We start from the raw sequence: 14,072 nt of genomic DNA, 5'->3' as shown, positions 1-14,072 counted from the left end.
CTAATTTTAGGACACCTTAATGATTCCCCTGATTACGCTTTCCCACGGCTCCCGCAAAAAGTCCGCAGCCGCAGGTATCACTGCGCTGACACTTGAAGCCGGACGAATGCTGGATACACCAGCCGTGGAAGCGCATCTAGAGCTCGCCGAACCTTCCCTTGATCAGGTTGTAGCGAAGCTCAGCGCGGAAGGCGTAACCAGGGCAGCGTTGGTTCCTTTGCTGTTCAGCAATGCGTATCACGCAAAGATTGACGTTCCTGAGGCAGTAAAAGATGCTTCAGAAAAGTACGGTGTGGAGCTTCTGGTTGGTCCGCATTTGGGTACTGGTTCTGATGTGGCTGGCGTGCTGGCCGCGCGGTTGCGTGCGGACGCTCCCGCAGGTGCCCACGTGATTTTGTATTCGGTTGGCAGTTCACACGTATCCGCCAACGAATCGGTTATCGATCTCGCCCACACCATTTCCCTCCTCACCGGCTACTCGATTGAGGTGGTGCCCGCTACCGGCGGGCCAGGGGCAGGCGGCGCGGGAGTAATAGAGGTGGCCTCCAAACATAAGGCCGTCCACATCCTGCCGCTGTTTGTCACTGAAGGCTTGCTGCTCGATCGGGTTATTGATCAATCCGCCAACATTGCAGCTGCCACCGGCACAAACTTCACCTATTCCGAACCCCTAACCACTGACCTCGCACCACTTGTTGCAGCCCGTTACCACGCTGCATTGAGCGCACTGCTGGCACAAATCTAAAACCGCTAAGGAAATCAGCTATGCAGACATTGATCTTTATCGCCATTGCTGGCATTGCAGCGCAGCTTGTTGATGGCGGCCTCGGCATGGGGTTCGGCGTCACATCAACCACCATCCTCATCATGCTCGCAGGTTTAGGCCCTGCGCAGGCATCCGCAGTTGTGCACACCGCAGAGGTTGGAACCACCTTAGTTTCTGGTTTAAGCCACTGGAAATTTGGCAACGTGGACTGGAAAGTAGTTGTCCGTCTCGGTATCCCCGGCGCCATCGGTGCATTTGCTGGTGCCACATTCCTATCCAATATTTCCACCGAAGCAGCAGCACCGATCACATCGTTGATCCTTGCGCTGATCGGTATGAACTTGGTGTGGCGATTTAGCAAAGGCCGAATCCGCCGTGACTATTCCGATCGCCCGCACAGCAGAAGCTTCCTCGGAGGCTTAGGAATTGTTGGTGGTTTCGTTGATGCTTCCGGTGGTGGCGGATGGGGTCCAGTGACTACCTCCACGCTGCTTTCCTTGGGGCGCACTGAGCCACGCAAAGTAGTCGGTACTGTTAACACCGCAGAGTTTCTAGTATCGCTGGCGGCAACTTTAGGGTTCGTCGTGGGGCTGTGGGAAGACCTCGTAGCCAACTTGGCCTCGGTTGTAGCGCTGCTTATTGGTGGTGCGATTGCAGCACCAATTGGTGCATGGATGATTTCCCGCATTAACGCGACAGTCCTCGGCGGTTTCGTGGGCACGTTGATTGTTACGCTGAACCTGCCCAAGGTCTTGAGCGTGGTCGGCCTTGATTTCATCCCGACTGGCCTGGTCCAAGTCACAGTCCTGCTCATTGGTCTGCCACTGACCTACCTCGGCTACCGTCGATACCGCAAAAACCTTCTCAAAGAATCAGTTTCCAGCGATATCGTCTCTGAACCCGAAGGGCAAAAGATTAAAAGCTCTTAAAAGCGCTTTTCGACGCCCACCCGCACCAATACGGGTGGGCGTTTTTGGGTATTTGGGGCAGGCAGAATAAATCGAACAAACTTGCTGTGTTTTGACAGATGTTAAGGTAACGCTAAAGCATCGGGTGATTTTGGGGGCTAATCACAATATAGGAAAAAGCTGTGCGGAAAGTTGTGGGAGCACAGCTTCGTCTATACGTGATTAAGGCGACAATGGATTGTTCAACAAGATTCTTTGCGGTAAGGAGCTGGCAAACTAGATGCGTACACCACGTTTATCCGTGCGTTAAGTCAGTAATTCCGACCTTAACTTTCGAGATTTTATTTTGGGGGTAAAGTTTTGGGGGTAGAATTGCTAATTTTATGCTCTGATTTTTTAATACTTTTGACAGTTTCAACACAATCTAAATAAAGGGAAATCCATATTCTGAGCAGGCGTTTTTGTAACGGATCAATAAAACAATCCAAATTTTATATGTAGAAAACACGATAATTCGAACATGTTTACTATGGATATCTCCGTGGAGTTGACTAGCCTATTCCTTGGATTGCATGCATCAGTTTTGTGCACCAGATCCTTGCGGTGGACGCGCCCTGGGGTGATGGAGCAGGTTAAATAAAATCCCGACGGAGGACCAGTGAAACTCAAGAAGACAACATCTGCGCTAAGTCGCAGCATGCGCATTGGTATTGCAACAATTACCAGCACCGCATTACTTGGTGGCGTACTCGTGGCAGTTCCTGCCCACCCACTTTTACCAATTACCGCAATCGCTAATGCTCAAGAAACATCTGCTCCGATTGCTACCGCAAGTGGTCAGGTTCTTGACCTTGCGCTTTTGGAAGATCGCGTAGATCCAGCCGATAAGGCACAGTTCCTCTCCGCCTTGGAAGCTATTCGCGCAAACGCGGAATTCCCAGATGAGCCCACTGACTCCGCTGATATTGATCTCACCCTGCTGGAAGGCATTGATCTTCAAATCGGCGGCCTAAACATTCCGCTACTTACCCTGCTTAACGTTGAAGGAAACCTCGGCGCTCTGGGTGCAAACGCTGCAACTCCTGCTGGAAATAAGGCTTCTGCATCTGCCGGTGTGCTTAACGACGATGGCTCCATTGACCTAGGCCAACACGGCAGCAACTCTGGTGTAGACACTGTTCTAGACCTCACCGACATTCTTGGTAACGGGGATGTTGACGCGATCACCAACGGCATTATTGATGAGCTTTCACTCCGCATCGGTGCAGTCAGTGCTTCCGCTGAGCGCAATGGTGATGAGGTTACCTCTGAGTACGCGCTTTCCAACGTGGATCTGACTCTAGATAGCCCACTTGTTGGGGAACTAGTGGAGACTCTTGTTGGTGAGGACGCTGCTAACCCAGGCCTTGGTATCCGGATCGATACGCTGGTGGATGAACTTGCAGGCAACGCCAGTGTCTTGTCAGACGTTACCGGCCTTCTAAACGGGGTTCTTGGGCTTCTAGGAAGCGCAAACGGCGTGGATGTTGAGCTCAGCACCAATATTCAGGGTGCACTGAGGCCTTTGCTTGCTGGAACTTTGGAGTCCAACGCAGTTTCCATTGACTTGGCATCCGGCGAGATCCGCGTCAACCTTGAAGCACTTGGTGGTACCTCGGCAGTTGAACCGAACACCAACCTTCTCAATGCAGCTGCTGTTGAGCAGATTGAGAATGAGATCCAGACTCTTCTGAACCAGCTTCTCGACAATGTTCGCACAGCTGTTGAAGAAGGCATCCTGGCTACTTCAGTCAAGGTTGATCTCAGCGTTGTTGCACTTGTTCTCCCATTGGCAGATGTAACGCTGGAAGGCACACTAGGTGAATTCCTCGATGGAACTGCAGAAATTGATGTGACCCTGTTGGGCTCCATCAACCTGGGTTCGCTGACCGACGCATTGAATAGTGTCCTAGGAACTGTTGGCACTACTCTCGAGGGTGCTATCGATGGCGTTGTTGACCCAGTCCTCAATAACATTCTGGACAATGTAGTTAGCGGAACTGTAGCTCCACTAGTTGGCGGACTCGGTGATCTGCTATCCGACGCTGATATCCTGCGCATTACGCTTAATGATCAGCCAAACCCACAGGTTGCTGGATCCCTCGTGCGTGACAATGCTGCACGTCCAAACCAGGCGACTGGCCCGATCACCAACCCAGATGAGCAGTTCACCGTATCTGCACTGCGCATCAACGTCCTTGATGGTCTAGTTGATCTGCCACTAGCGCGAGCAACCGTGAATGCTGATGCATCCTGGACTGGAATTGTTGATCCAACGATCGCTCCTATCGCTGATCAAAACATTGATCTTGGTAACCCGATTGCAGATGTCACTCCACAAGCAACCCCGGACTCTGCTGTGATCTCAACGAGCGCTCTTCCTAAGGGCGTTACGTTTGAAAACGGTGTTATTTCTGGCACTCCAGAAGAAGCAGGAATCTTCCCAATTACGGTGACTGCAACCAACACTGGTCGTACCGCTACCACCGAATTCACTATCACGGTCACTGACAATTCCACTCCTGTAGTTGCACCAACTATCGAAGACATCGATGATCAGTCCATCGAGCTTGGTAACCCAATTACAACTGTTAACACTGAAGTCACTCCAGATACTGCTGTAGTAACTGCAGAGGGACTCCCCAACGGTGTAACCATTGTTGGCGGTGTTATTTCTGGTACACCAACCACCGCTGGAAATTACAACGTAACCGTTACTGCCACCAACGATGGACTAACTGCCAACACAAGCTTCACCATTGAAGTTCGTGATACCAGCAACCCAATCCCAGCACCAACCATCGATCCAATCGATGATGCTGAAGGAACTGAAGAGGAGCCAATCGATCCAATCGAGGTTGTTGTCACTCCTGACGACGCTGATGTTGATGTCGAAGGCCTCCCAGATGGCGTTGATTACGATCCATCCACCGGCGAAATCACTGGTACCCCAGAAAAGGGCACCGAGGGCAGCTACACCGTTACCGTAACCGCTACCAATAATGGTGGAACCACCACTGAAACCTTCATCTTCGTGGTCAAGGCTGGCGATGATGACGATGACAACGGCGACGGTGGCGACAATGGTTCCACTGGAAGTTCCGATGGCACCTCCAACGGATCCTCTGACTTCCTGCAGCAGTGCCTCAACTCCCCAGCTGCTGGTGTGGCTGGTCTGCTGATCGCACTGGGAACTGTTGGTGCAATTGCTGGTCCTGCTCTTGAGCCACTGATGAAGTCCATCGGTGCAGAGCTTGACCGTCAGCTGCGCAGCCTGATCAACGCTACCGGTGGAGCGAACCAGCCTGAATGGGTTCGCAACATCAACCGCGGTCTGAACGATGCTGCTAACGCAGTTGATCACCAGATGGTCTCCCAGGCGCTGTTCGCAACTGCAGCTCTTGCTCTGATCTCCACTCCAGTTCTTTGCGGAATGGACAACTCGAGCTCTAGCTCCAGCTAGTTCTTAGCACCTTAATACCGCTTATCGACGCCGCCCTGCAGTCACGGGGCGACGTCGATAAGCGGTTTAATGCTTTTTAAGGGAATTGTGTGAAGTCTAAATTGCCGTTCGACGTTGCGAAATTTTAAATGAAAAAGATTCCCATTAGGGGGTAATTCGATGCGTTTTTGTGAATCTAAATACTGGGAAATTTTCGTGTGGGGGTAGTTTGCTTTTCTGATAACTCCTGCAAAGTGAGAGGTTCTTGAGTGGTCGGGGGTAAAAATTCAAATTTTTGTTTTCACGGAATTGGGATTTCACTAGGGTAGGCAATGGCAGCAATTAAATGTTGTAAATCACATTATTGCAATGATTGTAACGTCAAGCACAGTTGAAGCTGTGTGGAATTGCAGTCGCCGAAAGCGCAGTTTGCCAAGTAATCCAAGCGAGATAGGAGTGAGTTTTATGACCACTGCTGCACCCCAAGAATTTACCGCTGCTGTTGTTGAAAAGTTTGGTCATGAAGTGACCGTGAAGGATATTGACCTGCCAAAGCCAGGACCAAACCAGGCATTGGTGAAGGTGCTCACCTCTGGCATCTGCCACACCGACCTCCATGCGCTGGAGGGAGATTGGCCAGTCAAGCCAGAACCACCATTCGTCCCAGGACATGAAGGTGTGGGTGAAGTAGTTGAGCTCGGACCAGGTGAACATGATGTGAAGGTCGGCGATATTGTCGGCAATGCATGGCTCTGGTCAGCATGTGGCACCTGTGAATACTGCATCACCGGCAGGGAAACTCAGTGTAATGAAGCTGAGTATGGTGGCTACACCCAAAATGGATCCTTCGGCCAGTACATGCTGGTGGATACAAGGTACGCCGCTCGCATCCCAGACGGCGTGGACTACCTCGAAGCAGCGCCAATTCTGTGTGCAGGTGTCACTGTGTATAAGGCACTCAAAGTCTCAGATACTCGCCCCGGCCAATTCATGGTGATTTCCGGTGTGGGTGGACTTGGCCACATCGCCGTCCAATACGCGGTGGCGATGGGCATGCGTGTCATTGCGGTAGATATTGCCGATGACAAACTGGAGCTTGCGCGCAAGCACGGAGCGGAATTTACCGTGAATGCGCGCAATGAAGATCCAGGTGAAGCTGTACAGAAGTTCACTGATGGTGGCGCTCATGGTGTGCTGGTGACTGCAGTGCACGAGGCTGCATTCGGCCAGGCGTTGGATATGGCCCGTCGAGCAGGAACCATCGTGTTCAACGGTCTGCCACCAGGAGAATTCCCAGCATCCGTGTTCAACATTGTGTTCAAGGGGCTGACCATCCGTGGCTCCCTCGTGGGTACTCGTCAGGATATGGCGGAAGCGCTCGATTTCTTTGCTCGTGGACTGGTGAAGCCAACCGTGAGTGAATGTTCACTTGATGATGTCAACGATGTTTTGGATCGCATGCGAAACGGCAAGATTGATGGCCGTGTGGCGATTCGCTACTAGCTGTGGTTGAGGTGAGTGGCTAGTTTCAGCTTTAAGTCTGGTTAACACCTGAAAAATCTCGGGTTTCACTTTCGTGGAACTCGAGATTTTTTATGTCGCGGGTGGACCCGACTTTGGGCATTCTCCCTAGAGGGAGCTTGGGTGGTAATTCTTGGGTGGTAATTTCGGCACTAATGTGGCCGAACTCGGCAAGCCCGACTAACGCGTGAGCGTTTATCGCTTGTTTAAGGCCTTGGGTTTTTCGAATGGGTATTTGTATGGGCAAAGCCCTGAAAACCTCTTAGAAGCGCTTCTGGGGAGGTATGACTTTTTAGGGTAAGGGCTTAGATTTGAGAGCGACCAAACCAGGAGACCCAGAATCTTCGAAAACTTAAATGTTGGGTCTCTGTGTTTGGTATTGAGAGCGATCCACCAAACCAGGAGACCCACAAACATAGAAAACGTGATTTCTGGGTCTCCTGGTTTGGTCTTATGCCGCAATGGGGTGCGCGAGGCAAGCAGTTATTTCGGCTCTAAGTTGGCCCAAGTCGGGTTTTATATCGTGAGCGGTTGGCGTAGAGCGTTAATGGTGAAGGTGTGGGGCATTGACTGCCGTGGAAATTAGTTGAGCTACTTCACCTAATGCAATTGTTTGATCTGGGGTGAGATTGTCAAAAACATAGTGTCGAACGGCTGCAACGTGTCCGGGGGCAGCCTCTTTGACTTTCTCGATGCCGGTATCGGTGAGCTGCGCTAATGTGAACCGACCATTGCTGGGGTCGGGGAACCTGCGCACCCAACCAGCGTCTTCCATGCGGGTCATAACTCGGGATAAATGGGGGAGTTTCATGTTGGCAACTTTGGCTAATTCGCTAAGACGCATGGTGGCGTCGGGGGTTGCGGAAATTTGCGAAAGTGCGCTGTATTCAGCCAGTGACAGTCCTGAATCTTTTCGTATTTGATTATCCAGGCGGTCGGGGAGCCATTCGAGGATGGACCAGAGGGAAAGCCATGCATCCATTTCGGTTGGGTTGAGCCACTGTGGGGATTCATTTGAATTCATGCCATTGAGCATATCGTGAAACTTTACATGTCAACTTGACGCGTCAACTAAGTTGGCCTATCCTGACTTTACACGTCAAGTCAACGTGTTCTAATCAACCTAAGGAGTTTTCGATGTCTCTTCCAGCACTTTCCGTTCCTCTCGTTCTCGGTGGCAACACCTTTGGTTGGACTTCCGACCAAGAAACCTCTTTTGCAGTACTCGATGCATTCGTTGCAGCGGGTGGTACTTACATTGATACTGCTGACCTTTACGCATCATGGGCGGGCGATGGAACTGGTGGTGATTCAGAAAAGGTTTTAGGTGAGTGGTTTAAGGCTCGCGGAAACCGTGACAAAGTTGTGCTTGCTACCAAGATGGGTGGCCTAGCTCCTTACAACAACCAGCAGCATGACACCGTTGTTGCTGCGCTAGAAGAATCCCTCAAGCGTCTGCAGACTGACTACATCGACATTTACTACAGCCACTACGATGATGAAAATGTTGCCATCGCAGATCAGGCAAAGACCTACCACTCGCTAGTGGAGTCCGGAAAGGTGCGCCACATTGCACTTTCCAATTACTCTCCAGAGCGCATCCGCGAATGGTTTGAATACGCTACTGCCAACAACTTGACTCTGCCAGCCGCAATCCAGCCACAGTACAACCTTGTGCACCGCAGTGATTTTGAGAAATCCTACCTGCCACTTGCTCGCGAATATGGCGCTGCAACCTTCCCATACTTTGCACTAGCATCCGGTTTCCTCAGTGGTACCTACCGCACTCCTGCGGATCTGGAAGGTCGAAACCGCCAGGGATTTGTCGAAGGCTATGCAACCCCAGAAGGTTTTGCCGTTGTTGATGCTCTGGTTGAGCTTGCAGAAAAACGAAATGTTGAACCATCAACCGTCGCACTGGCATGGCAGCTAGCCAAGGGTGTTACCGCACCGATCGCTTCCGTATCTACGCCTGCGCAGCTTCCAGCACTGCTTGCTATCGCTGACGTGAAGCTTAGCGACGCCGAGGTAGCAGCGCTCGACGAAGCTTCAAAGTCTTTCGCTTAAACCAACTAGGCGGAGAAAAAGAAAAATGAACATCAGTGAAAATACCCCTGGACTAGGACTAACTGAACTTCCTCAGCCAGCAGGTCAAGTACTTGTTGTAGGTGATGGCGGCTTGATCGGTAGCTATGCAGCCCGTCAATATGCCCAAGCTGGGTGGCCAGTTCACGGAATTAGTCGACGCACGCTTCCTGACGTTGAATGGACTCACCATAGCGCTGACCTGCTTGATACTCAGGCATTGACCAAGCTAATTTCTTCAACCGAAGGTCTTAAAGGCACCACCCATTTGGTGTTTGCAGCCTATGTGGAAAAGGCTACGGATGTTGAATTAATCGAGGCAAACGATGCCCTTTTGATCAGCGTGCTCAACGGTATGCGCGATGCCGGTACACCATTGAAGCATGTCACCATCTACCAAGGTGGAAAGGCATACGGGCATCACTTAGGTTTCTTTAACACCCCAGCTAAAGAAAGCGATCCTCGTTTGATCGGGCCGCACTTTTACGCCACTCAGGAAGATATTCTTCGTGAACGTGCGCAGCAAGATGGCTTTAGCTTTACTGCGCTACGGCCAGAAGGTGTCACTGGCTATGCCACGGGAAATCCCATGAACCTTTTGTTGGTCATTGGTGTTTATGCAGCGATCTCTAAAGAGCTTGGTCTACCGATGCGTTTTCCTGGCACACGCGCAGCTTATGAAGTGTTGTACCAAACCACCGATGCAGAGCTACTAGCTCGGGCAACCATGTGGGCTGGTTCGGCGGAATCGGCACGAAATGAAATTTTCAACGTCAACAATGGTGACCAGTTCCGCTGGTCGCAATTGTGGCCTCGGTTCGCTGCACACTTTGGAATGGAATACGCACCATCACAACAAATGAGCCTTGCTGAGACAATGCCGCAGCTTGCTCACGTGTGGGAACGTTTGGTTAAGCGTCACGGATTGGTTGATACCCCATTTGAAAAACTCGTTGGATGGGGTGTGGGTGATTTCCTCTTCCACCACGAGGCAGACAACATCACCTCTACGGTTAAAGTTCGACAAGCTGGATTTGCCGATGTCCTAGATACTGAGACCCGTCTGCTTCAGCTTTTTGATCGCCTGGTTGAAAACAAGGTTCTCCCTCCTTTTAAATAACCTGAAGCCCGCCCGACTGCGCTGCCCTGGTTTGGCTGGGGTGGCGCGTCGATAAGCAGCTTTTAAGGGCGGATGAAAAGTTGTCAGAAAATGGATAGCGAAACGGATGGCCTGGTGAGTGAGGATTGTTTTGGCATGACTAATTGTGCGCAGGTGGGGGACAGTGTGCAGAACCTGTCAGTGTTTTGTTGAGGAAGTGCCGTCTACGTGAGGCGGGTCATTGTCCGATGACATATGGTTAACTAACATCTCTTCATGTTTATTTAGGCTATCCTAATCCGTGTGTGGATTAGGGGCCTATTGTCATACGTGAAGGAGCTAATTCCCCAATGGCCATTGTCAGGTCGCGTTTTAATAAAGTCTTCTCCCTCTTTTCTGCCGGCATCCTCGTTTTTGGTTTGGCAGCGTGCAGCGGGAATGCCGCCGAAAATGAGTCTGAGGCGGAAACTGCTGCAAGTAGTTCTGACTCCACAGAATGGCCGCGCACCATTGACACCGATGATGGTGAGCTCACGCTCGATGCGCAGCCTCAGCGTATTGTTTCCACGTCTACAACACTGACTGGTTCTTTGTTGGCTATCGACGCCCCAGTAATTGCCAGCGCCTACACCGGAGCAAACAATCCAGGACTGACTGACCAGTACGGTTACTTCAGCCAATGGACGCAAGCTGCGGAAGAAGCTGATGTGGAACCACTGTGGTCAAATGCAGAACCACAAATTGAGCGCGCTGCAGCCCTGGAACCTGACCTGATCGTCGTATCCAAAAACGGTGGCGATTCACGCTTTGAGATGGTTGACCAGCTAAAAACCATCGCCCCAGTTTTGGTACTGGACTACTCCGGTGCGGATTGGCAAGACATCACCAAAACACTAGGTGAAGCTACCGGTAAAGAAGCTGAAGCGGAAGAAGTTATCCAAGAGTTTGATAACAGGCTCGAAGAAGTCAAAGAAGCCATCACCATTCCAGCTGATAAAACAGTTTCCCCATTCATTATCTTTGGTGGTGGAAGTGGTGTCGCTGCGCTAACCCATGAAGCACCACACACCAGGATCCTGGAACAAATCGGATTTGATGTCACTGACATTCCAGAAGACCTCAAGGGTGATACTTCCATGGGAGCAAACCGTCCAGACATTGTCAGCCTTGCTTTTGAAAATGCCACCCGAGGCCTGCCCGGCGATATTTGGATCATTGTTGGCGCTACCCCAGACAACGTTGAAACATTTGAAAACACCCCAATCTTGTCGGAATCGCAGCAAAACAAGGATGGAAACGTGCACTTTATGCCAGGTGAAACCTTCCGACTGGATTACTACTCCGCGATGATGATGCTTGATTCCATCGAAGAATCCTTCGCCTAAATATTTGTTAAGGAAGGTTCCATGTCTACCCTGCCGAAACAAGCCACTGAGCATGTGAAACGTCTTATCCGCTCGGACTGGGATGCTTTAGATTTAGCAGAGATTGAAAAGTCGCCTCTGATTAGTGATGATGCAGGTGCTGAGACTGTCGCATTGACTGTGGCTAGAAAAGCCCGCACCACTGATGAGCGCTTGATTTTCAATCTAGATACGCTCACGCATGTTTCTCGGCTAGACCTTGAGCCTTTCTTATTAGAAAAAATCACCTGGAGGGGTGAAGCGTGGCATGTGGGAAGTTTTCTGCTTCCCCGTGAACTACGGTGCGGAGCAGGGTTTTTGCCCATGCAAGGGTGGGATCCAAGCATTGGGCAAGACCGTGCCACGTGGAAGAAGAAAATGAGTGAGTCCATTCCTCTCCAACCACTCAAAGAAACCTCCTTTGGGTTGAGTGTGCTTGCTCTACCAGGGGCAACACCATCCCCGCACACCGATGAGGTTGATCCCACCTACCTTTTGCAGGGCAGCGTAGAAGAGATATCTTTTACCTCAACCACGTTTGATATCCCCATGAAAGTCGCGGTATATACCCCACCGCGCCCGGCTGAAGACATTGCTTTTATTAGCGATGGGCAGATTTGTTTAAACGATGTTTCATTGTTGCCTGCACTTGAAAGTGCCCAAACAGATGGAACGATACCTCCAACAACGTGTGTGTTTTTTGCACCAGCAGCAGCGAAAGATCGCTCAAGAGTTCTTGGTGATCCTGACAAGTTGGCCGGTTTTCTAAGAACTGAAGTTTTGGAGATCTTGAGGGATCGATCGATTGCACACACGGCGGAAAGCACCACCATCGTTGGTGCCTCTTTGGGAGGATTTGCCGCTGCTAATATCGTTCTGGATGCACCGGATCTGGTGAAAAATGCCATTGTGCAATCAGCTGCGTTGTGGTGGCCGGATCGAGAGTTTGAAACTCTGGCGAAGTATCGGGAAACGCAAGACTTTGATTTGGGAATCACAATTTTTCATGAGGTGGGATCTTTAGAACCGTACCTCCTTCACGAAAACCGAGAATTCGCCCAGATTCTGCAAGAACGACAGATCACGCATTTAAGCAGGGAATACTGTGGCGGGCATGATTATGTGTGTTGGCGTGCAGGAATCATTGATGGGTTGGCGTGGATAGCGGCTAATCGCTCGCCAGCCTAAGCCTCTCCTGAACCTCCCCTGGGCAGCGTCGGGGCTGGTGGGGGAGGGCGTCGAGAAGCAATTTCATTGTTATTCGAACAACTTTTAACGCACGTGTCCACCCTGTCTGGAATAGTCAATGGCTATGACCGTCATATCGCACGCACTGGGGTTTAAAAGATTTAGACAAGAGTCCTTAGAGCTGTCGTTGTTGCGCAGCGATAATTTTCCCGTGGTGTTGGCTGTGGTGGCGCAGCATTTCCCGCAGGGGGCTATCGCTAAGCCGGCATCGGATTTATATCAGCTGCTCAGTGAGGATTTCCGGGTGCTGCGTGATGAGGGGTTTGAGCTGCCTAAAAGCCCACCGGATTACATTAATGATTGGGTGAAATCGCGGTGGTTTGTGCGTCGGCCGGGTAGCTCGCAAACCGGTGAAACCGTAGAACCTAGCGAGGAATTGTTGGCGGTTTTAGATTCCGTGCAGCGCTGGGATAACCCACATAGGAGTATTTCGGCATCACGGATTGAATCATTAACCCAGGCGTTGCAGACATTGGCGTTGGAATCAGACCCAAGCATGGCAAAGCGTTTAGCGGAGTTAGAACGAGAACGCGAACGCATTGAACGCCAAATTGAGGCTGTGAACGCGGGCGAATTTGAGGTGATTACCACCACTCAAATTAGTGAACGCGTGGCAGATATTTTGGATTTGGCTGCGTCGATTCCTGCGGATTTTGCCAGGGTAAGGCATGAATTAAGCGATCTGAACCGAAAGCTGCGTAGACAACTTTTAGATCCTGAAGATGCACGCGGGGACGTATTAGAAGAAATCTTCAAAGGAGTTGATCTGATTGGAGATTCAGATGCCGGGCGCAGCTTCAATAGCTTTTTTGATGTCCTGCTAGATCGAGAACGCTCAAGCCTTATTGATCGCTGGATTAGAGATGTATTGGGCAGAGATGAAGCAATTGATCTAGATCCTGCTTTACGCACCAGGTTGTATCGGATTTTCAGGGATATGGAAGATGCCAGCTTTGAAGTCAACGGCGAAATGACAGGACTTGCCAGAAGTTTGCGTCACTATGTCACCACGGAAGAATTCGCAGAAAGTCGCCGCATGATTCAACTGCTGCGCGATACTCGAAATGCTGCGGCCAAAGCTGCCGAAGCTGGTGAAATAACTTCCCTAAATCATATGGACACACCACTTGTGCGCATCGGTATGGATGTGAGGTCAATCGCGGGTCTGAAACTGAAAAACCCAGGTGAGGAGCGGGTAGAAGAACTTCCAGAACCAGTGGAATCACAAGAAATAGACACCGAAACGCTGATGGCGCAGATTCGGGCCAGCGAAATTGATTTCGAAGAATTAGAAGATGCCGTAGCAGTGATTTTAGAAAAACAATCACACGCCACAATTGCAGAAGTATTGGTGCAGTCACCAGCAACGCAAGGCCTAGCCAGCATTGTTGGGCTGTTATACATGGCGATGCGGGAAGGTGTCCCTACTGGTCAACCACAAAATGTGGAGTGGGAACATGAAGGAACAACACACCGGCGCCGGATTAGTGGTTGGCAGTTTATACGAGGGCTGGGTGGCTCTGGTGGCTTTGACGGTATTGCAGAAGGCGAGGACTAAGAA

The 14,072-nt window shown here is 50.8% G+C and carries 10 protein-coding genes; 9 read left to right on the top strand and 1 reads right to left on the bottom strand.

Annotated elements, in window-relative coordinates:
• Window positions 1–19: 19 nt before the first annotated feature.
• From N24_RS14720 to adhP, 4 genes are all read left to right on the top strand, one after another.
• The gene (locus N24_RS14720) at window positions 20–745 is read left to right on the top strand and encodes a sirohydrochlorin chelatase (RefSeq protein WP_096458759.1); all 726 of its coding nucleotides are present in this window, start codon (window positions 20–22) and stop codon (window positions 743–745) included.
• 20 nt (window positions 746–765) lie between these two features.
• Window positions 766–1,695 (top strand): sulfite exporter TauE/SafE family protein, encoded by a 930-nt coding sequence (locus N24_RS14715; RefSeq protein WP_096458756.1) that lies wholly within the window; start codon window positions 766–768, stop codon window positions 1,693–1,695.
• A 637-nt stretch (window positions 1,696–2,332) separates the two neighbouring features.
• Window positions 2,333–5,176, top strand: coding sequence for a choice-of-anchor G family protein (locus N24_RS14710; protein WP_096458753.1), 2,844 nt, complete (start codon window positions 2,333–2,335; stop codon window positions 5,174–5,176).
• 444 nt (window positions 5,177–5,620) lie between these two features.
• Window positions 5,621–6,658, top strand: coding sequence for an alcohol dehydrogenase AdhP (gene adhP / locus N24_RS14705; protein WP_096458750.1), 1,038 nt, complete (start codon window positions 5,621–5,623; stop codon window positions 6,656–6,658).
• A 562-nt stretch (window positions 6,659–7,220) separates the two neighbouring features.
• Here the strand turns inward: adhP and N24_RS14695 are convergent.
• Entirely contained in the window at window positions 7,221–7,700 is a 480-nt protein-coding gene (locus N24_RS14695; RefSeq protein WP_096460298.1) for a MarR family winged helix-turn-helix transcriptional regulator, read from the bottom strand.
• Between the two features lie 113 nt (window positions 7,701–7,813).
• Between N24_RS14695 and N24_RS14690 the strand changes: the two genes are divergently transcribed.
• The 5 genes from N24_RS14690 (at window position 7,814) to N24_RS14670 (ending at window position 14,069) form a co-directional block, all read left to right on the top strand.
• Window positions 7,814–8,743: an aldo/keto reductase gene (locus N24_RS14690; protein WP_096458744.1), complete on the top strand. Its 930-nt coding sequence runs from the start codon at window positions 7,814–7,816 to the stop codon at window positions 8,741–8,743.
• Window positions 8,744–8,768: 25 nt separating this feature from the next.
• On the top strand, window positions 8,769–9,881 hold the full coding sequence (locus N24_RS14685; RefSeq protein ID WP_096458741.1) for an SDR family oxidoreductase: 1,113 nt from the start codon (window positions 8,769–8,771) through the stop codon (window positions 9,879–9,881).
• A 329-nt stretch (window positions 9,882–10,210) separates the two neighbouring features.
• Window positions 10,211–11,245: a Fe2+-enterobactin ABC transporter substrate-binding protein gene (gene fepB, locus N24_RS14680; RefSeq protein ID WP_096458738.1), complete on the top strand. Its 1,035-nt coding sequence runs from the start codon at window positions 10,211–10,213 to the stop codon at window positions 11,243–11,245.
• Between the two features lie 21 nt (window positions 11,246–11,266).
• Complete coding sequence (locus tag N24_RS14675; protein ID WP_096458734.1) at window positions 11,267–12,451, top strand: alpha/beta hydrolase; 1,185 nt, start codon at window positions 11,267–11,269, stop codon at window positions 12,449–12,451.
• A 124-nt stretch (window positions 12,452–12,575) separates the two neighbouring features.
• A complete protein-coding gene (locus N24_RS14670) occupies window positions 12,576–14,069 on the top strand; it encodes a DUF3375 domain-containing protein (RefSeq protein WP_096460295.1) in 1,494 nt (497 codons plus the stop codon).
• The last annotated feature ends 3 nt before the right edge of the window (window positions 14,070–14,072 follow it).

It is taken from the genome of Corynebacterium suranareeae, assembly GCF_002355155.1.
In the GTDB taxonomy this organism is placed as follows: Bacteria; Actinomycetota; Actinomycetes; order Mycobacteriales; family Mycobacteriaceae; genus Corynebacterium; species Corynebacterium suranareeae.
This window is presented reverse-complemented; position numbering and strand designations above follow the sequence as displayed.